The sequence below is a fragment of the Spirosoma montaniterrae genome (assembly GCF_001988955.1).
In the GTDB taxonomy this organism is placed as follows: Bacteria; Bacteroidota; Bacteroidia; order Cytophagales; family Spirosomataceae; genus Spirosoma; species Spirosoma montaniterrae.
The window spans coordinates 5,066,827-5,086,151 of the sequence record NZ_CP014263.1 but is presented as its reverse complement, the minus strand read 5'-3'; the positions used below and the strand labels follow the sequence as shown (position 1 = coordinate 5,086,151).

14 protein-coding genes are annotated in these 19,325 nt (G+C 51.8%); 8 read left to right on the top strand and 6 right to left on the bottom strand.

The window, feature by feature from the left end; genetic code table 11:
- Nucleotides 1–39 precede the first annotated feature (39 nt).
- Genes AWR27_RS21905 through AWR27_RS21885 form a run of 5 tightly spaced genes read right to left on the bottom strand, consistent with a single transcriptional unit; the run spans nt 40 to nt 6,929 of the window.
- Nucleotides 40–1,158 (bottom strand): glycosyltransferase family 4 protein, encoded by a 1,119-nt coding sequence (locus AWR27_RS21905; protein WP_077133154.1) that lies wholly within the window; start codon nt 1,156–1,158, stop codon nt 40–42.
- The gene (locus AWR27_RS21900) at nt 1,155–1,952 is read right to left on the bottom strand and encodes a class I SAM-dependent methyltransferase (RefSeq protein WP_077133153.1); all 798 of its coding nucleotides are present in this window, start codon (nt 1,950–1,952) and stop codon (nt 1,155–1,157) included. The genes AWR27_RS21905 and AWR27_RS21900 overlap by 4 nt, the downstream gene beginning before the upstream one ends.
- 57 nt (nt 1,953–2,009) lie before the next feature.
- On the bottom strand, nt 2,010–3,398 hold the full coding sequence (locus AWR27_RS21895; RefSeq protein WP_077133152.1) for a lipopolysaccharide biosynthesis protein: 1,389 nt from the start codon (nt 3,396–3,398) through the stop codon (nt 2,010–2,012).
- Nucleotides 3,399–3,416: 18 nt separating this feature from the next.
- A complete protein-coding gene (locus AWR27_RS21890; RefSeq protein WP_077133151.1) occupies nt 3,417–4,499 on the bottom strand; it encodes a GNVR domain-containing protein in 1,083 nt (360 codons plus the stop codon).
- A gap of 12 nt (nt 4,500–4,511) precedes the next feature.
- Entirely contained in the window at nt 4,512–6,929 is a 2,418-nt protein-coding gene (locus AWR27_RS21885) for an SLBB domain-containing protein (RefSeq protein ID WP_077133150.1), read from the bottom strand.
- 196 nt (nt 6,930–7,125) lie between these two features.
- Between AWR27_RS21885 and secA the strand changes: the two genes are divergently transcribed.
- The 6 genes from secA to AWR27_RS21855 all read left to right on the top strand — a co-directional run bounded on the left by secA (nt 7,126) and on the right by AWR27_RS21855 (nt 15,009).
- Complete coding sequence (gene secA, locus AWR27_RS21880; protein WP_077133149.1) at nt 7,126–10,515, top strand: preprotein translocase subunit SecA; 3,390 nt, start codon at nt 7,126–7,128, stop codon at nt 10,513–10,515.
- 174 nt (nt 10,516–10,689) lie between these two features.
- A complete protein-coding gene (locus tag AWR27_RS21875) occupies nt 10,690–10,968 on the top strand; it encodes a type II toxin-antitoxin system RelE/ParE family toxin (protein ID WP_077133148.1) in 279 nt (92 codons plus the stop codon).
- A gap of 40 nt (nt 10,969–11,008) precedes the next feature.
- Nucleotides 11,009–11,314 carry a HigA family addiction module antitoxin gene (locus AWR27_RS21870; RefSeq protein WP_232325899.1) on the top strand — a complete coding sequence of 102 codons (306 nt, stop codon included), beginning with the start codon at nt 11,009–11,011 and terminating at the stop codon, nt 11,312–11,314.
- 421 nt (nt 11,315–11,735) lie between these two features.
- Nucleotides 11,736–12,821 carry a hypothetical protein gene (locus AWR27_RS21865; RefSeq protein ID WP_077133146.1) on the top strand — a complete coding sequence of 362 codons (1,086 nt, stop codon included), beginning with the start codon at nt 11,736–11,738 and terminating at the stop codon, nt 12,819–12,821.
- A gap of 9 nt (nt 12,822–12,830) precedes the next feature.
- Complete coding sequence (locus AWR27_RS21860; protein ID WP_077133145.1) at nt 12,831–13,946, top strand: glycosyltransferase; 1,116 nt, start codon at nt 12,831–12,833, stop codon at nt 13,944–13,946.
- A gap of 121 nt (nt 13,947–14,067) precedes the next feature.
- Entirely contained in the window at nt 14,068–15,009 is a 942-nt protein-coding gene (locus tag AWR27_RS21855) for a 3-oxoacyl-ACP synthase III family protein (protein WP_077133144.1), read from the top strand.
- Between the two features lie 93 nt (nt 15,010–15,102).
- On the opposite strand, the gene AWR27_RS21850 is transcribed toward AWR27_RS21855, so the two are convergent.
- Nucleotides 15,103–17,073 (bottom strand): M1 family metallopeptidase, encoded by a 1,971-nt coding sequence (locus AWR27_RS21850; RefSeq protein WP_077134140.1) that lies wholly within the window; start codon nt 17,071–17,073, stop codon nt 15,103–15,105.
- Nucleotides 17,074–17,259: 186 nt separating this feature from the next.
- Between AWR27_RS21850 and AWR27_RS21845 the strand changes: the two genes are divergently transcribed.
- Together AWR27_RS21845 and AWR27_RS21840 are read left to right on the top strand one after the other, a co-directional pair.
- Entirely contained in the window at nt 17,260–17,877 is a 618-nt protein-coding gene (locus AWR27_RS21845; RefSeq protein WP_077133143.1) for a TetR/AcrR family transcriptional regulator, read from the top strand.
- Between the two features lie 50 nt (nt 17,878–17,927).
- Nucleotides 17,928–19,325, top strand: a complete 1,398-nt coding sequence (locus tag AWR27_RS21840; protein ID WP_418346592.1) for a TolC family protein — start codon at nt 17,928–17,930, stop codon at nt 19,323–19,325.

Sequence of the window (19,325 nt, the reverse complement as noted above, 5' to 3'; positions counted from 1 at the left end):
CCCTGATACGTCGGGGCTTTTTGTATTATACGTTGCACGTTAAGAAACGCATTTTCGATATATATCTGCCGTTTTCCGCTGCATAGCCGACCATGTAAACAGCGTTGCTCTTTGTTGACCCTGTTGAATCAGGCGTGCGCGCAGGGCTTGGTCGCTGATTACCGTTTGCAAAGCGGTTCGTATACTATCGGCGTCATCTGGGTCGAAATACAGGGCTGCATCGCCAGCCACTTCGGGCAATGAGCTACTGTTGCTCAGTAAGCACGGACATCCACAGGCAAACGCTTCGAGAACAGGAATTCCAAAGCCTTCATATAACGACGGGAAAAAGAATGCCACGGCATGTTGATAAAGCTGGCCCAGTTTCTGGTCGGTGGCCTCCTGCTGCACTACCCACTTTTCTGCATCCAGCGCACGTAGCAGCGTTTGTTCTTCGTAGTTGAAAGGCCCACTGCCCACGCATACCAGTTGAATTTGCTCCTGCTTCAATAGTGGGTGAATTGCTTCTACCAACCCGGCCCAATTTTTATACCCCGCCCGCATCCCAACGTAAAGCAGATAAGGTCGGACCTTCGATACGGGCGAATTTGTCGGCAAACAGTTAATTGGCCTGGAAAAGGAACTGCCGAGGTGAACAACATCAATTTTGGCAGGGTCAACATCGAGCAGTTCTACCACGTCGCGTTTGGTACTTTCAGAGATGGCGATAAGCCGGTTGGCACGGCGGGCAAGCAGGCGTTTTCCTTCGATAACCATCTTATCCTGAGCCAGTTCAGGAAATCGACTGCTAAACTTCTCATGAATCATGTCGAGGAACGTGACCACCAACGGCGTTTGCTTCGGCAGATGAGCCAGAAAATAGGTGTCGTAATACGTAGCATGAAATAAATCGTAAGACTGCTGACGTAGTTGCCATGCATCGTGCCAGCGATTCATCCGGTGCATCAACCGTATTTTTCCCCGAAACGACCGACCTGCGAAAAATGATCGGTCAGTTAGGTTGGCATTGCGTAAATGCTGATTGTTTGTCCAGCCATTGGAAAGTAGTGGCTGAATATCCGTTTCGTCGTGCAAACCAGCAATTAGTTCGGCAAAATACCGGGATAAACCGCCGTATTCCTGAATATAAAACGCCTGATTGTCGAAGAAAACGGTCATTGAGGTTGCTGATTCGGTAGCTGCCGGGCAATTTGATTGAAATCAGCCAATAGCCTTGAAGAAGGTTGAGGAATAAACTGATTGACGAGCCGGGTGATGCGCGGGCGGGTGATGAATCGAAACAATGAGTGTGTTATTGGTTTACGGCTCAACAGATGTACATCCTGCATACCGCCGTAATAGCGTAGGTTAAAGCGTTCGGCCAGGAGTTGCAGCGAACGTTTCGAGTAGATAGACACGTGTTGCCCTGTGTCGGGAATAAAATACCACCACGAGTTGGGCGTAACTGTCGGAGCAGGCTGCACAATGGTTGATAGTAGAATAGTGTCACTGAGTGCCAGCATCTTTTCTATTTCGGCCACCGGATCGGGCAGGTGTTCGAGCACTTCAAAAGCCGTCAGAAGCTCAGCCCGAAAAGGGGCCACCTCCGTTATATCGAACGATTCAGCGAACAGGTTTGCGCAGAACGCATCCTGTCGGTAGAAATCATACCCCCGGTCGCGCATCATCCGCACCAGCAAGCCATATCCGCCCCCGTAATCAATAAATTGAGCGTATTTATCGAACCAGGTAGTAATAACTGCCTGCGTAAGACCCGCCATTTGTTCGTTGCGATAAACAAGGCCCACGTCTAAGCGAGTAATAACTGAGTCATACGCTTCGGCCAGCCAGTACGGTGTTTCGGTATAAATAAAATCGCACCGGCTGCATTGATAATACTGCACGTGGTATTGCCGGAGAACAGTGGCCGTGCAATGGGGGCGGCTGACCGATTGGCAGATGGGACATATCATATGGTGCACTATTTATCAGCCCAATTCAGGTGCCGACAAACCGTTGAGTGTTTGTTTTCAGCGATTCCAGATACCGGTGGCGGTGCCACTCAACAGTTTGTAGACCTGCTTTGTACTACATACTGTGCAGATAAATAGTGAACCTACCGTTGCTAAAATAATACCCGTACTACCAAGCGACAAGTTACGTGCCAGAAATAAACTGAGTGGTATATTAATAGCCGCAGCGATGACCGAGTAATATACTTGTAGTCGTACTTTGCTCAAGCCGTTTGAGATAGACGCGGTAATGGTGTTCCAGCCGTTGATAGCGGCAAATAAAGCCATACAAGCACTAAGCTGCCACGGGACATGCACCCGGTCGTTGATCCAGTAGGCATAAAGTTGATCCGATAAACCGAACACCAGCAACACACCGAATGCGTAAACGAGCCAGAGTCGTTGCATATGCCTGTAGGCCGACTGCATCCAGACGGTATCTTTTTTTACGTATGCTTCCGTAAAAGCTGACCAGTAGGGCGTTAGCACCACCGAAAACAACAAAATCAATGCACCGAAACAACGAAGTGCAATAGCATAAGGCGTTACGGCTGCGGGACCATATAAGTAGGCGATTAACAGATTATCGGTATGATAAATAACGAGTACAGTAAGTTGAATAACTAAAAACGACGAACTCAACGGCAGCAGACTACGGGCCTGACGAGAATCGATCAGCCGCCACGTTGGGCGAAGTTTGCGCAGGGTTGTGCGGTATAGAATAAGACTGGCGATGCTCAGCAACAATACCGGCAAAAGGCCAGATACTAAAGCCACGGCCCACAAGCGATCCTGTTGCACGAACTTCGCCACCAGCCAAATACCTGTCAGCGTACTTATGCTGATGAGCAGTTGCAGCAAAGCCGCCAACCCAGACTTTTGTACGGCCAGTAAGGAACAACTCAGCAAATCGGCGACAGACCGCACGCTGGTAGTCACAACCACCACTAATAAAACGCGTTGCAGCGTCGCGTTATCGTATTGGGCCGTTAACAAATGCTGCCAGGGTATGTACCGGTATACCACCAGAAAAACTATAATCAGGGCAAATTGTACCAGACCGTAATAAACGTAGGCCGTGCTTAAGTACGCCCGCGCTTCGGGCCAGTTGTTGGCGGCCCAGGCTTCGGCCAGCCGGTTGCGCAACCCATTGGCAATGCCTAAATCAGTGATTAACTGGAGAGCCGTTATCGAGCCAATGGTTAACCAAAGCCCGTAAACGGCTGGCGTCAGGTAGTCTATCGTTAAGGGAACTGCATACAGTGTGCTGACAATGCCGCCGAGTCGGGCCACTACGCCCAGCAGGCTATTTAGCCAGGTCGTTCGGGTTCGCCCCGAAAAGCTCTGCCAGCTATGTTGCCGAAGCCTTTGCAACTCAGCGCGAATAGCAGACGGAGCTAAATTCATGACAGCCAGCTTTATATACTACTTCGCAGAGGAAAAAAATCGTTTAAAGCCGAAGATAGCCATGCCAAGTATAGCCCCCAATATACCAAAACCCAGCACAATCATTGTTCGCTTGGGACCGCTTTTACGCAGTGGCACACGGGCCGGTTCGAGAACCTGAAAAACGGGCGATTCTTCCTGCACTTTGATGCGGGCCTGCTCTAACTGCTTCGACAAATCGTTGTAAACCGTTTGCGCCAGCATGTAATCGGCCTGCAAACGCTGTTCTTCTATCTTAGCCGTGTTCAGAAACAACGCCCGATTGCGGTCGCGATAAGCCGACAGGGCAAGTTCTGCCGATTCGTAACGCCGACGGGCATTACTGACCTGCTGACTTAGGAAGTTAGCTTGTTTACGCGCTTTGCCAGTGCGGTAGTTCGTTACGTAGTTAGTGAGGTAATCGAGCGATTGTTTCGCCATAGTGGCGGCTACGACGGGGTCGGTCATTTGGGCCGTAATCGTCACAATACCCGACTTTTTATCCATAACCGCCCCAACCCGCTGTGCCACTTTTTTTGTTAGCTCTTCCTGCTTTTTCGTGAGCCGAACCGCAGCATCGTCTGGCACGGGTTGCGGCTCATCGTCCGAACCAAGCAGGCTACCCAACCGCCCCATCACTGTATTCGCGCCCTGAGAAAGCAGATACTGTTGCAGCGTTTGCGGCTTTTTATTTTCTGCAGTAGTAACGGGTTGCGCCAGTAAATGCAGCATAAACGATGTACTCTGCATAATGTCGGGATATAAATCAGGTCGAATAGCTTCTGATGAGCCACCCAGCCCGTCGAGACTGACACCGGCCAGACCCGCCAGCGATTTCAGGTCGCCTAAACCTCCTCCGCCTGATCCTGACTTCAGCTCAGGCATAACCCGCACGGTTGATGTGTACTCGTTCGGCTGCGTAAAGGCATAGATTGCCCCAACAATGGCTAAAGCCGCTCCCCAAAGGAACATCGCCCGACGACTGTCTTTTACGAACTGAATAATGTCGCTCACCCGAATTTCAATTTCATCCGGGTCGCGGTCGGGTTGAATAGTCGGCTGTGAGAGGGTAGTAGTTGACATCTATTTGCCTGATTACGGCTGTCTGCTAAGATTAACAATAATACTGGCAGCGGTGGCCGCTAAAGTACCAATCAGCGAAAGAATACCCACCCGCTCAATTGGCGACATCTTTGTATTTTCCATCGGCTTAAATGGCACAACAATAGTTGAACCGGGTTCAACCCGTGGTCGTCCTTTGAAAAACAGGAATTGGCGCGAGCGGTCTTTCCGGCCATTCGGATAGATAATATATGCTTTCCGCTGCCGGGCGTTATCGGTAAATCCGCCCGTTTCACTAATGTAATCGTCAAAATTGTAATTGACTTTGTAGCTCACCGACGAAGGGTTCAGCACGGCTCCTTCGATACCCACCGTCTCAGACCGACGCGGAATGAAGATGGTATCCTGGTCTGTAATCATCATATTCTCTTCTACGCCAGGATCATCCATAATATGGCGAAGATCGCTGCCCACAATCCGACCATTCCGTCGATACTGGGCACCGGGCATATACGCTGTAGGGCGCAAACCACCTGCCCGCGCAATCAGGTCGCTGATGCGCTCCTGCCGGTTAGCAATGGCATAGTTGCCCGGATACATTACCTCGCCGAAAATAAATGCCTGTCGTTGCGCTTCGTAATTTATCGACGTGCGCACGTACACAATATCGAACGGCTGAAGGCGAAACGCAGCCGCACTATCGTGAGCCGCATTCGTCTCAACAGAACCAAGCTGCAGATTTCGATCAACCGCAAACCGGAATGTTTCGAGCGTTGTAGCGCGGATACCCGCCGAATCCTGACGAATGCGCCGGGCCACTTCAACTAAATTTGGTTTAGCTCCTTCCTGAAAACCGCCAGCCAGCGCAATCAGGTCGGCCACACTCATATTGTTGACGTACTCGATGGTATCGGGCTTGTTGACGGCTCCGCCAATAACAACGTAATATTGTTCGCGCAGGTCGCGAATCGACAACACCGTCAGGCTATCCTGCCGCATGAGCGGAATATCGGCAATTTCACCGCGCATCAGTTTGCCCAGATCAAAGGAGAGGTTTTCGCGGTCCATGTCGGGGCGTTCGCGCACAATGTTGGCCCGGTTCACAAATGCGTCTTTTCGTAACCCTTCTGCCCGTGTTACCAACTGCCGAACGGTTTCCAGGCCCGGTTCCAGCGCATAATCGCCGGGGCGCATCACGGCACCAGCTACCTGTACGCGGTTTTCGTAGCGTTCGAGAATCTTACCGACAAAAATTTTGTCGCCAGGCTGCGGTGCCGTAGTTGCCATCTCCGCTTCAGTGACCGTCAGAATTTTACGTTCGCGATCGGTGTTGCGCCGGATAGTGATACTGGCCCGATAGGCATCGTCGGCAAAACCACCGGCAAATCCCAGCAGTGTGCGGAACGTTTCGCCGGGCAGTACCTCAAAAATGGCCGGTCGGCGTACTTGCCCCGTCAAGTCAACACGGGTGCCATAGTCAGCTACGCGAATAACGTCCTGATCCTGTAGCCGGATATTATCGCGTTGGTCGGCCCGAAGAATAAAATCATACAAATCAATGGTACGAACCACACGGTTGCCCCGAATGATACTGATTTTGCGGAACGAGCCGGTTTCCGGATTAGGACCGCCAGCCAGGTAAAGCGCGTTGAAGGCCGAGCCAAGCGATGAAATCGTGTACGTGCCGGGCCGAACTACCTCGCCTACGAGCGTAACCCGAATGCTACGGATATTGGTCAGTGCCACATTGGCCGTAATACCGCTACCCGGCACACCCAATCCCTGATAACCACCCTGCCGCAGCCGGCTGATGATGCGCTGTTCGGCCTGCTCGATGGTTAGCCCACTCACGAAAATAGCAGCCAGATTAGGCACTTTTACGGTACCCTCCGGCGATACTTTCAGCTTGAAGTTATCAGACGCGGCTCCCGCAATATCAATAGTTATTTCATCGTCGGGGCCAACAATGTAGTTGCGGGGCGTAGCAATTCGCATGTTGGGTTCAAACGACAGATTGGCATTTTCAAATAGCGATGCCCCAAAAACGCGCAGTTTGGTAGAATCACGCCGGGTTGTATACGGCAGCGAATCAACCAGCCGACGTGATAGGCCCGTTGGCAGCACCCGCCCCCGGCTGGTATCCGTAACGGATTGACCACGCCCATTTTGCGACGACATGCGTAAGTCGGTCATGCGCTTGCGCATTTTGGCAATATCGGTGAGCGTATAGCCCTGCGACATAGCCGCCTGCTCAATCTGCGACTCACTCAGACCACTGGCCTGCGCCCGGCGATAAAACTCCTGCACCTGCTCATCACTGAGCTGATCAACGCGGGAAGGCGTTGACTGGGCCGACACTACGTAAGAACTTGTCAGTAAAACAAGTGCGAAAAAAAAGCAAAACGAACGATTACGGCGGACGCAATGTGACAATTTGTCGTTGATACGCATGAACAATGGCTATTGGGCCAATATTTGATTCGCAAAAGTAATAGGTAAGCCGCAAAATCCCGTTCCCATATAGTAAGGTAAGATAGCTGATTGCCACCTTCCTTGCAGTCCGACGCCCAATACACTAAATTTGTAGAAAATTAGTCGAGACCCGATCAGGGTAATTCACGACTGAGACGACCTACGATTCTATACAATGATAAATCTCATAGCCAAGCTGTTTGGCACCAAATCGCAGCGGGACGTTAAAGAACTGCTGCCCTACGTTGAGAAGGTAAACGCCGAGTTTGCCCAGCTCAAAGACCTCTCGAACGACCAGTTACGGCAGATTTCGGCTGACCTGAAAGCGCAGATCGCTGCTGAGCTGGCCGACATCGACAGCCAACTGGCCGAACTTACCGAAGCCGCCAGCCATGCCGACGTGGACGTGAACGAGAAAGAGCGGCTCTTTAACCGCATCGACAAACTCGAAGCCGACCGCAATACCGAACTGGAACGCGTACTGATCGACATTCTGCCCCAGGCATTCGCCGTGGTGAAAGAAACCGCCCGTCGGTTCACTGAAAACGACCAACTGACGGTTACGGCCACCGATTTTGACCGAGAACTGGCGCAGCGTAAGAAAAGCGTAGTGATCGACGGTGATCAGGCCCATTGGGCAAATCGCTGGGATGCCGCCGGTACACCCGTCACGTGGGATATGGTGCATTACGACGTGCAGATTATTGGCGGGGTGGTACTGCATCAGGGCAAAATTGCAGAAATGGCAACTGGTGAAGGAAAAACGCTGGTAGCTACGTTTCCGGCTTTCCTGAACGGTCTGGCCGGGCGCGGGGTGCATATCGTGACAGTAAACGATTATCTCGCCAAACGTGACTCCGAATGGATGGGGCCGCTTTTCGAGTTTCATGGCCTCCGCGTCGACTGTATCGATAAGCATCAGCCGAATACGCTTCAGCGTAAGCAAGCTTACCTTGCCGACATCACCTACGGCACCAACAACGAATTTGGCTTCGACTACCTGCGCGACAATATGGCCCGCGAAACGGGTGAACTCGTGCAGCGAAAGCACCATTATGCAATGGTCGATGAGGTAGACTCCGTTTTGATTGATGATGCCCGTACTCCCCTGATTATCAGCGGCCCCATACCGCGTGGCGACGAACAGGACTACATCGAACTGAAGCCGCGCGTGGCCCGCGTGGTAGAAGCGCAGCGCAAATTGGTGTACGATTATCTGAACGATGCCAAGAAAAAAATTGCCGCTGGCGACGAGAAGGAAGGCGGACTGTCGCTGTTCCGGGCGTACCGGGGCTTACCCAAGCATAAGCCGCTCATCAAATTCCTGAGCGAAACGGGTAACAAAGCTTTGCTGCAAAAAACCGAGTCCATCTATCTGGCAGAGAACCAGAAATTGATGCCAGAAGCCGATAAGCCGCTGTATTTCACTATCGACGAACGGCATAACAGCATCGACCTGACCGAGAAAGGCATCGACTATATTACGGGTTCGGGCGAAGACCCCAACTTTTTTATTCTGCCCGACCTATCGATTGACCTCAACGCTATCGAAAAAAGCCCGGAATTATCGGAGCAGGAAAAGCTACTGGGCAAAGAAGCCGTTATCCGCGATTATGCGGTTAAAACGCAGCGCATTAATACCGTTAACCAGTTGCTGAAAGCCTACACGCTGTTTGAACGCGACACCGAGTACGTGATTATGGACGGCAAGGTGAAGATTGTAGACGAGCAGACAGGCCGGATTATGGAAGGTCGGCGGTGGTCTGACGGACTGCACCAGGCGGTAGAAGCGAAAGAGAACGTGAAAGTTGAGGATGCTACGCAGACCTACGCTACCGTTACGCTCCAGAACTACTTCCGCATGTACCACAAGCGGGCCGGTATGACGGGTACGGCAGAAACCGAAGCGTCGGAGTTCTGGCAGATCTACAAGATGGACGTGGTGGTGATTCCGACCAACCGGGCCATTAGCCGGAAAGATGAAGAAGATAAAGTCTATCGGTCGGTACGCGAAAAATACAACGCGGTTGTCGATGAGATAACGGCATTAGTTGAGAAAGGACGCCCGGTGCTGGTAGGTACGACCTCGGTCGAGAACTCAGAGCTGCTAAGTCGCCTGCTGACGTTGCGGAAAATTCAGCATCAGGTACTGAACGCCAAATATCACCAGCGCGAAGCCGAAATTGTAGCGTCGGCGGGGCAAACCGGCACCGTGACCATCGCCACAAACATGGCCGGGCGGGGTACGGATATTAAGCTGACACCCGAATCGAAATCGGCGGGCGGGTTAGCCATCATTGGCACAGAACGCCACGAATCGCGCCGGGTCGACCGGCAGTTGCGCGGGCGGGCGGGCCGTCAGGGCGACCCCGGCACGTCGCAGTTTTTCGTTTCGCTCGAAGATAGCCTGATGCGGTTATTTGGTTCGGAGCGCATCGCGAAGGTAATGGACCGCATGGGCCTGGAAGAGGGCGAAGTTATTCAGCACTCGATGATTACGAAGTCGATTGAACGGGCGCAGAAGAAAGTCGAAGAAAACAACTTCGGCATTCGTAAACGCCTGCTCGAATACGACGACGTGATGAACTACCAGCGTGAGGCCATTTACAAACGCCGTCGGAACGCGCTCTTCGGCGACCGCCTGCCGCTCGACATTGCCAACACCATGTATGACGTGGTGGAGGAAACGGTGAATAACGCCGAAGGCAATTACGAGGAGGTACGACTCCAGTTGCTGACCGCGCTGGGTGTATCGCCTACACTGACTGCCGACGAATTTGGCCGACTCAAGAAACCCGATCAGGTACGACGGTTGTACGAAGAAACCGAAGCTCACTATCAGGCTAAAAACCAAGCAATTGCCGAGAAAGCCCTGCCCGTGCTGACGCAGGTTATGAACGAACAGGGGCATCAGATCAAGAACATTGTGGTGCCGTTTACCGACGGGCTGCACGAATTGACGGTTGTAGTCGATTTGCAGGAGGCCGTTGAGAGCAGAGGCCGGGCGTTGGTAACGGAAATGGAAAAAGCCGTGACGCTATCGGTGATTGACCAGGAATGGAAAGAGCACCTGCGCGAAATGGACGACCTGAAGCAATCGGTGCAGAACGCCGTATTTGAGCAGAAAGACCCCTTGCTGGTCTACAAGTTCGAGTCGGTCGAACTCTTCAAGCGGTTCCTGAACAAAGTGAACTTCGACACCATCAGCTTCCTGGCTAAAGCCGACATTCCGGCGCAGGATGCACAGGAGGTGCAACAGGAGATTCGGCAGGCTCCGACGCGGCAACGCCCGCAGCCGCAACCTCAGTTGCACACCAACATGGAAGATTTCGACGACGAACACCTCGCCACCGGCCCCGAAGAATATGCCCGGCGCATGGCTGAAAACAACGCTTTGGGGGCTGGTGCGCCACCGATGCCCCGGCAGGCACCCGTTCGTGTCGCCAAAGTTGACCGCAACGCCCGCGTGAGTGTGCAATACGCCGATGGTTCGGTAAAGCGCGACGTGAAGTTTAAAACTGTTGAAAACGACCTCATGAGCGGCAAAGCGACGCTAATTGAGTAAATTATTTGTACGAACGTGCGGGATGCACGTTTGTACAAACAGCATCCCTCCGGATGGAGGAGGAGCAACGACAGATGGCCTAACCGCCACTTGCAGCAGGGGAGAGCGTAAAAAATTCTCCCTTTTTTATTACTCGGCTTGATACCCGTTACGGAACGTGTTACATTTGCTACCATGATTAAAAGCATTTGCAGCAAACCATTACGTCTCTTTCATGAAAAGGACGACGCAGCCAAATTACCCGCGTCTCAGTTAGGGAAGATCCGTTTAATTTTGGGTTTGCTCGATGCCGCAGTGACACCTTCGGATATGGATTTTCCCGGCTCAGGACTCCATAAACTGTCCGGGGACTTGAAAGAGTATTGGGCCGTGAAGGTTTCCGGAAATTATCGGATTATCTTCAAATTCGAGGACGAAGGCGTTACCGACGTTGATTATTTGGATTATCACTAGACGAGAAACAGCGATGGAAAATAACGGCGTGAAAGGGCCCATGAAGAACCCGCCCCACCCCGGCCAGGTGTTGAAAGGCTTGTATTTGGAGCCATTGGAGCTTTCGATTACGGATGCCGCCGAAGGCTTAGGCGTTACCCGAAAAACGCTATCACAGTTGATAAATGGTCACTACGGCATCACGCCCAATATGGCGTTGCGATTAGCGGAAGCCTTCAACACGACCCCGCAACTATGGCTGAACATGCAACAGAATTACGATTTGCGCCAGGCAGAGAAAAAAGAAAAGACTTACACAGTACGGCATTTTTGGCCATCTCCAAATGCTGGCTTGCAAACCGCTTAGAAAATATCGCTATGGCACTCTTTGACCCCGCCCACCCCGGCGAATTGATCCGCGAAACCATTGACAGTTACTGGCCAGAAATTGACCGTGCAGGAGGTGGTCGAAAGACGCTTCAGCCATCATCAACGGCAAGCGGAGCGTCCCGCCCGAAATGGTATGGAGGATATGCACATTCTTGACCGGGCCGCAAAAGCTATCGATTGGTTTGATCATACAACAGATGCATTCGACGGTGCTGCTGGTGATACGCAACAAGCCAAGACAGCAAACCTAAGCGATGCATTAAAGGCACCTGTTGCAGGGAAACGCATCTACATAAAATTTTCTTGTATCCCGCCGTTTTGTTCACTTATAAACGACGAATCGCCTGCCAATTTCGTTACCAAATTGGCAGGCCCTGATAGTCGGGTCGCTGATCTGTATGTTTGTTGTTATTCGTTCTATTGGCCTTATTTTCTACCTGTTAGGGTTCTTATCACTCCCACCTGCCCCCATCCGGTTGCGATTACAGTCGCTGCCATTCGACCCGAAAGAGTATTACATTGCCGCCGTAACCGACCAACGGCCCGAACGCGGGGCTGTGGCCCGGTTAGTGCTGGCGGCAAATCAGCCTGCCCAACCCGTTGACCTCGAAGGTGGAGCAGCCACCAGCCTACGGCAGTTCATTAACCAGAACATGCGACAGAATAAATCGCTGCGGCCTATTGCCCTGCGGATTCTGCAACTGCGCCTGTCGGAGAGTGCGGTAGGCAGTCGCGTGTCGGGTACGTTTACGTATGCCGTTGGGTTTGATTTGCTGGGCAAGAACGAAGACGGCTCAGAAAACAATACCCGCCTGACCGAGTACCGGGGTGGAGCTAATTACGTGCGTCCGGTCAATAATCAGGACGTGATTGAGTCAACTATTCGACAGGCAGTAGTGGCGTCGCTCAAAAACCTGAACAATTATATGAATCGGGAAGCCAACCAGAACGAAAAACTGGCAAAGGGCATCCGGGTAGTTTTTACTGACGACGACCGAATAACAACTGACGATACAGTGCAGTATAACCCAAAACGCCCACTGACCTGGTCGGACTTCCGGGCCGAACCGCGCCGGGGCAGCCACTACGCGGCTGAAGTATTTACCAGCTTCGCTTACGAAGGCAGGAGTACCGTGCAGAATGGTGTTATTACGCTGAATCTCAAGGCAAAAGCCTATATGCTCAAAAATTCGTCGTGGGGCCGGGCCGATGCAAAAACACCCTACGCACTCAACCACGAACAGCGGCACTTCGATATTACGAAGATTATCGTTGAGCGGTTTAAGCGTAAAATTCAGCCCGATAACCTGACGCTGGATGATTATAACAGCATCATTCAATACCAGTTCATTGAGTCGTACCGCGAGATGAACAAAATGCAGGAACAGTACGATGCCGAAACCAATCACAGCCTGAATCAGGCCGCGCAGGAACGCTGGAATCAGAAAATAGATGCTGAGTTGCGTTCTTTGGGTGTAAAGTGATATTGAAACGTGATTAGAATTCTTCACGTCAGTACGGCGCACCCGGCCAGCGACCCGCGTATTGCTTACCGCGTTTTGCCAACATTGGCTCCTCATTATGAATTAATTGCACTGCTGCCGAATGGTTCAGCCGGTGAATGGACTGGCATTCGCTACGTTTCGCTGTTTTGGTTTCGGCGAGTTTGGCAGCGGGTACTTGTCAATTATCCGCTGGTGTTGTGGCATACGCTGCGGCTGCGACCCGCGCTGTTTCACATATACGATCCCGAACTGCTGCCGCTCGCCCGGTTCGTACAGCTTTTGCTGCAAATTCCGGTCATATACGAGGTTCACGAAAATCTTTACAAGAAGTTGGATGCCAAAGCCAGTAACCAAACCCGGCTGGCTACGTGGGCGTTTTGCCGGGCCGACCGCATGGCGCAACGGCACTTTTATTTGATTTTTACAGAACATGGTTATACAGATACCTATCGACACCTGAACCGCCCGTCGGTGGTTATTCACAACTATCCCACGCTGCCTTTCTTTGAGCCGTTCCGAACCAATTACGCGACCGACCCGCAGGCACCTGTTTTCTTTTACATTGGCTGGATTAGCCTTGAGCGCGCGTTTGATACGCTGCTACTGGCACTGGCGTCTTTAAAAGCAAATTACCCCAATTTTCGCGTACACCTATTTGGCGATTGCGCGATTCCAAATCACGTATTAACGAGGTTGCCGGGCTTTGCCAAAGTTTGCGACAACCTGATTTTTTACGGGTACACCAATCAGCAAACAGCCTTTCGCTACGCTGCCGGTGCGACGGCAGGACTGGCCCTGCTGAACCCCGTCGGCGATTACCCGGAATCGTACACAACGAAATTATTCGAGTACATGGCTCTCGGCCTGCCCGTTGTCACGTCCGATTTTCCGCTCTACCGCGAGGTGGTCGAACGGCACGGTTGCGGTTTCTGTGTATCGCCCAACGACCCGGTAGCGATTGCCGATGCCTTACTCTATTTTATTCAGAACGAACAGGTGGCCCGTGACATGGGGCAACGTGGTCGGCAAGCGGTTGAAACAATGTACAATTGGGAAACGGAGTCGAAGCAATTTTTGAGTTTTTACAGGCAAGTATTACCCTAAAATAAAATTTATTAAAGCCATTATAGTATTGTTCCAATGTATGATACCATGATTTCCCGGAAGGGTTTAACTTTCGGCACTTATTGAGCCGATTGTCTAACCGGCTCAAGCGATTGACCTGATGTACATCCATGCAGTAAGCCACTATTTGCCAACGGCAGTAGTTGGCAATGAACACTTTACCCGGCTCAATGGCCTGTCGAGCGACTGGATTATCGAGCGAACCGGCATAGTTGAACGGCGGAAAGCCGCGCCCGGCGAAAATACCAACACGATGACGCTCGACGTTATCCGCCGATTGCAGGCAAAAGTCAATCTCGCCGACATTGATTTGATTGTTGGTGCCACGTATACGCCCTACGATACCATTGTTTCGCTGGCTCACGAAGCCCAGCATTTCCTGGAGATTGCCGACATTCCGGTAGTATCGGTTTCAACGGCCTGTTCGTCGCTGCTGAACGCTATTGAAGTGGTTGAGGGTTATTTCGCGCTCAATAAAGCCAGCCGGGCGTTGGTGATTGTGTCTGAGCATAATACGGCTTACAACAACGATGAAGATACCGTTTCGGGACATTTATGGGGCGATGGGGCTGCGGCCTTGTTGATTACCAAAGAACGCCAAAGCGAGGGTGACTTTTACATACGGGCGTTGCTCACCGGCGGAGCGGCACACACAGCCAAAGCTACTACTGCCGTAGTGATGAAACCGAACGAAGGCGGAGTGTTAATGCCTTTTGGTCGCGATGTATTTATCAACGCCTGCCAGTATATGCCCAAAGCCAGTCAACAGATACTTGACCGCTGCGGCCTGACCCTCGCCGACATTGATTATGTACTGCCTCATCAGGCTAATCTGCGCATCTCGCGCAACGTCATGAACACCCTCGGCCTGCCCGAAGAAAAGTTGATCTCGAATATTCAGCGGCTTGGCAATACGGGTTGTGCCGGTTGTGCAATTGCCCTCTCCGAACGCTGGGACGAATTTCAGTCAGGCCAGCGCATCGTTGTCACCGTTTTCGGGGGCGGCTACTCGTATGGAGCGATGGTAATAGAAAAGTTATAGGGTTGTAAAGTTGTAGGGTTGTAAAGTTGGCTCCGCCGGTATAATGCGTCAGCCAACTTTACAACCCTACAACTTTACAACCCTATAACTTCCTTACTGCGCTTCGGCCCGCCATGTATTGTTACGGCTATTGATGTCGGGTAATTTCTGGTCGGGGTCAACAACAACCGATTTCAGGGGTGAGGTCGATGGGTGTTTAAATGTCCAGGTGCCGCCCCGCTGCCATACCTCAACCGGTAGGCTGACGCGGCTTTTCTTACCGTTGCTCTCCGTTACTTCGACCACAGCGGGCATGGCAAATTTTTCGAGGTTATCAATCGAAATCAGCGCGCCTTTTTCGGCATTACCATCTACGTATTTCACCTCTCTGACGCCCTGATCTAATTTCCAGGTCTCGTAGAAGAAGCCGCGCCAGAACCAGCCGAGGTCTTCGCCCGCGCCATCTTCCATGCTTCGGAAGAAATCGTAAGGAGTGGGGTGCTTAAAGGCCCATCGGTTAACATACTGCTTAAACGCAAAATCGAACCGCTCCGGGCCAAGCACTGACTCACGCAACAGTTTCAGACCCATACCAGGTTTATAGTAGGCCAGAATACCCAGTACGCGCGATTGCTGCACGTCGGGAATGGTCATCACGGGTTCGGTTGGGAAAAACAGTGCTGGAGCAATGTCGTGCATCGTACCGCGTTCGCGGTCATATTCGCCGTTGTTGAAGTTCGCGGTAGACAAGGTGTTGATAAATGTATTGAACCCTTCGTCCATCCACGGAAACTTCCGCTCGTTATTGCCCACAATCATCGGGAACCAGTTATGCCCAAACTCGTGGTCGGTTACGCCCCAGAGGGCCTCCTTCTTGTCTTTGTGGTCGCAGAACACTATACCGGGGTATTCCATACCACCCACAATACCGGCTACGTTGGTCGCCACAGGGTAGCTGTATTCGTAAAGGTATTTTGAGTAGAACTCGATACAGCCTTTCACGTACTCGGTTGAACGGCCCCATGAATCGTTCGTTGCGCTCTCGGCAGGGTACACCGACTGCGCCAGCGACGTTTTACCACTCGGCAGGTTCATTTTGGCCGCATCCCAGACAAACGCTTTCGAGGTGGCAAAGGCTACGTCGCGGGTGTTCTGGCAGCGGAACCGCCAGGTCAGCACACCGGCCTGTTTGGGGCGGCTGGCGGGGTCGTTTACTTCGCTTTTATCGCGAATCATTACGGTTTTATCGCTCTTCGCGGCTTGCGCCAACCGCCTGATTTGTTCGCCAGTTAGTACCTCGCCGGGGTTTAGCAACTCACCCGACCCTACCACGATGTGGTTCCAGGGTACTGTAATGGCGTATTCGTAGTCGCCATAATCAAGATAAAACTCACCGGCACCGAGATAAGGCAGTACGTTCCAGCCTTCAACATCGTCGTAAACGCACATACGCGGGTACCACTGCGCAATCTCGTAGATGATACCGTCTTTCCGGCGGAGCATTCCCATACGGTCGGAACCGTATTCCGGGATTTTAAATGAATACGCTACTTTTATTTTTACCACGTCGCCGTTTGCTTTCACGGCTTCACTCAGGCGAATCTGCATCCGCGTATCGGTAATGACATACGGGGCGTTTACGAACTTACTTTTGCCCTGTTCTACCTGCACACTCGTTACGGTCATGCCGCCCGCGAAGCCCAGATTACCAAATCGTCCGCCTGAAACGGGGGTGGTTTTAGCCGCCCGCGACGTGTCGCTGAAAGCGTTCTGATCGAGTTGAAGCCACAGGTAGGGTAACGCTTCGGGCGATTTGTTTGTGTATGTAATTGTGACTTCACCAGCAACGGTGTTCTGCTGATCGTCGAGCGTGATATTGATCTGATAGTCAGAGCGATTCTGCCAGTAACGCGGGCCGGGTGCACCGCTGCCTGTGCGGTAGTCGTTTCCAGGCTGCATGTTGAACAACGGGTGGAAGAGCGCGAGCGGGTCATATTTGGAAGCCGACGTTGAGGTTGGTCCCGTTTGCGCGAAGGCGGTCAGGCAACATGCCCACAGCCCCGCCCAGAGAGCAATTTTTTTCATGAAAAAGATGGAAAACAATTTTTTATACAAATAACGATAGAAACCCGCAGGGAATGTTGCAGCGAGAAATTATTCGTACAGGTCGCGTACCTAACGTACCACTTACTCAATTTTTTTAAAAAAATATCAACACTGCTTGTTTACTAAACAGTGTTCATTATGTTTGTATCGAAAAGTTGAACAATAATGGGTATTCTGGAGCGCAAAGAACGGGAGAGAGAGGAAATGCGGAAGCTGATTTTAGAAGCCGCTCAGAAGTTGTTTTTGACGAACGGCTACGAAAAAGTCAGTATTCGCAACATTGCCGATGCCATTGAATACAGCCCAGCTACGATTTATCTGTATTTCAAAGATAAGAACGAGCTGTTTTTTGCCCTTCATCAGCAGGCGTTTCAAAAGCTGATTGCCGAGTTTGCGCCCATTGCAGATGTGCAGGACCCAATGGAAAGACTTACTGCCATGGGTAGGCTCTATATTCAATTCGCATTCGACAACCCGGAGTTGTTCGACCTGATGTTCATTATGACCGCTCCTATCGACGCCCTTGAATGCCGGGAAGATGTTTGGGAAGATGGTCATCGGGCTTTTTTTGTCTTACAGAACGCAGTTCAGCACTGCATCGACGCGGGCGTAATCAGGCACCCCGATGCCCAACAGGCGAGTTTGGTTATCTGGAGTATGGTGCACGGATTAACGGCCTTATTTCTTCGCAAACGCATGGATATGTTTGGAGAAGCGAACAAAAAAGAATTGATGGATAATGCGTATGACTTGTTCGTACAAACGATACGAAAAGGGCTGTAGCCTTTTTTTTGACTAATCACTAAACACTGTTCATTAACTGTTATACGATTATGAAACGCACAACCAATTGCCTGCCTCATCGCCCGCCGTTATGGGCAATGCTGGCACTCATCGTTCATCTATTATCACTCATCACTACTCACGCCCAGCCTTCTCCTATTCTGGATGGCTATGTTCGCGATGGGCTGGCTAACAATCTGGCATTACGGCAGGAGTCGCTGGAGATTAGCCGCGTAACCGAATCCATCAATCAGGCACGGTCGCTGTTTTACCCGCGCGTGGCATTCAACCCAACGTATTCGCTGGCGGCTGGTGGTCGGCGGTTGCAGTTTCCGGTGGGCGATTTGCTGAATCCGGTTTATCAGACGCTCAATCAGATGACTGGTACCGACCGATTTCCGACCAATATTCAGAACGTAAATGAGTTGCTGGCTCCCAACAATTTTCACGATACCAAAGTCAGCGTTCAGTACAGCATTTTCAACACCGATATTCAGTACAATTACCTTATTCAGAAACAGCTACTTACGGCGCAGGAAGCCCGAAAACGCGTAGTCGAAAACGAGCTGCGGTACACCATTCGCACGGCCTACTATCAATACCTGCAAACACTCGATGCCATTCGCATTTACGACAATTCGCGGAAAGTACTGACCGAACTGGCCCGGCTGAACGAAAAGTTGGTAAGCAACAACGTAGCCACGAAAGAGGTGCTCAGCTCAGCGCGGTACGAAATCAGCAAAGTCGACCAGCAGATGGCCGTAGCCGAAAAAAACCGCGAATCGGCGCGGGCGTATGTCAACTTCCTGCTTAACCGCGACTTAACGGCTCCTGTAGAGGTTGATTCATTACTGACGCGGATTTTACCTGAACAGAAAGAAACGCTACCCGACCTACAGCAAACGGCCTTGCGCGGGCGGCAGGAACTGGCGCAGGTGAACGGGTCGTTGCGGGCGGCTCAAACGGCGGTCAAACTCAACGAAGCCAACGCCCGCATTCCAAACGTATACGTGGGTGGAAACGCTGGTTTTCAGGGCTTTGGCTATACATTTCAGAATCAGGCGTATGTGCTGGCGCAGTTTGGATTGCAGTGGGATTTATTCCGGGGCTACGAGAAACGGTCGAAAATTCAGCAAGCCAGAATTCAGACCGACGCGCTGCAGACCCGGATGCAGGAGGTGCAGCGGCAGATTCAGTTGCAGGTGCTGCAGGCGTATTACGACCTCGACGCAGCCAACGAAAGCCTGACCGCCACACAAAGCGGCATCCAGAATGCCGACGCCACGTTTCGCGTCATCGACAGCAAGTATCGCAACGGGCAGGCTCTGCTCATCGAGTTTCTACGCTACCAGAACGACCGGCTCACGGCCCAACTCCAGCATTCGATGGCCCGCACCGACGTGCTGGTAAAACGGGCCGCGCTCGACCGTGCGGTAGCGGTGGAGTAA

Bases quoted from the DNA above. Each gene is read 5' to 3' on its own strand.
- AWR27_RS21905 (WP_077133154.1), bottom strand. From the start codon at position 1,158: ATGACCGTTTTCTTCGACAATCAGGCGTTTTATATTCAGGAATACGGC.
- AWR27_RS21900 (WP_077133153.1), bottom strand. From the start codon at position 1,952: ATGATATGTCCCATCTGCCAATCGGTCAGCCGCCCCCATTGCACGGCC.
- AWR27_RS21895 (WP_077133152.1), bottom strand. From the start codon at position 3,398: ATGAATTTAGCTCCGTCTGCTATTCGCGCTGAGTTGCAAAGGCTTCGG.
- AWR27_RS21890 (WP_077133151.1), bottom strand. From the start codon at position 4,499: ATGTCAACTACTACCCTCTCACAGCCGACTATTCAACCCGACCGCGAC.
- AWR27_RS21885 (WP_077133150.1), bottom strand. From the start codon at position 6,929: ATGCGTATCAACGACAAATTGTCACATTGCGTCCGCCGTAATCGTTCG.
- secA (WP_077133149.1), top strand. From the start codon at position 7,126: ATGATAAATCTCATAGCCAAGCTGTTTGGCACCAAATCGCAGCGGGAC.
- AWR27_RS21875 (WP_077133148.1), top strand. From the start codon at position 10,690: ATGATTAAAAGCATTTGCAGCAAACCATTACGTCTCTTTCATGAAAAG.
- AWR27_RS21870 (WP_232325899.1), top strand. From the start codon at position 11,009: ATGAAGAACCCGCCCCACCCCGGCCAGGTGTTGAAAGGCTTGTATTTG.
- AWR27_RS21865 (WP_077133146.1), top strand. From the start codon at position 11,736: ATGTTTGTTGTTATTCGTTCTATTGGCCTTATTTTCTACCTGTTAGGG.
- AWR27_RS21855 (WP_077133144.1), top strand. From the start codon at position 14,068: ATGTACATCCATGCAGTAAGCCACTATTTGCCAACGGCAGTAGTTGGC.
- AWR27_RS21850 (WP_077134140.1), bottom strand. From the start codon at position 17,073: ATGAAAAAAATTGCTCTCTGGGCGGGGCTGTGGGCATGTTGCCTGACC.
- AWR27_RS21845 (WP_077133143.1), top strand. From the start codon at position 17,260: ATGGGTATTCTGGAGCGCAAAGAACGGGAGAGAGAGGAAATGCGGAAG.
- AWR27_RS21840 (WP_418346592.1), top strand. From the start codon at position 17,928: ATGAAACGCACAACCAATTGCCTGCCTCATCGCCCGCCGTTATGGGCA.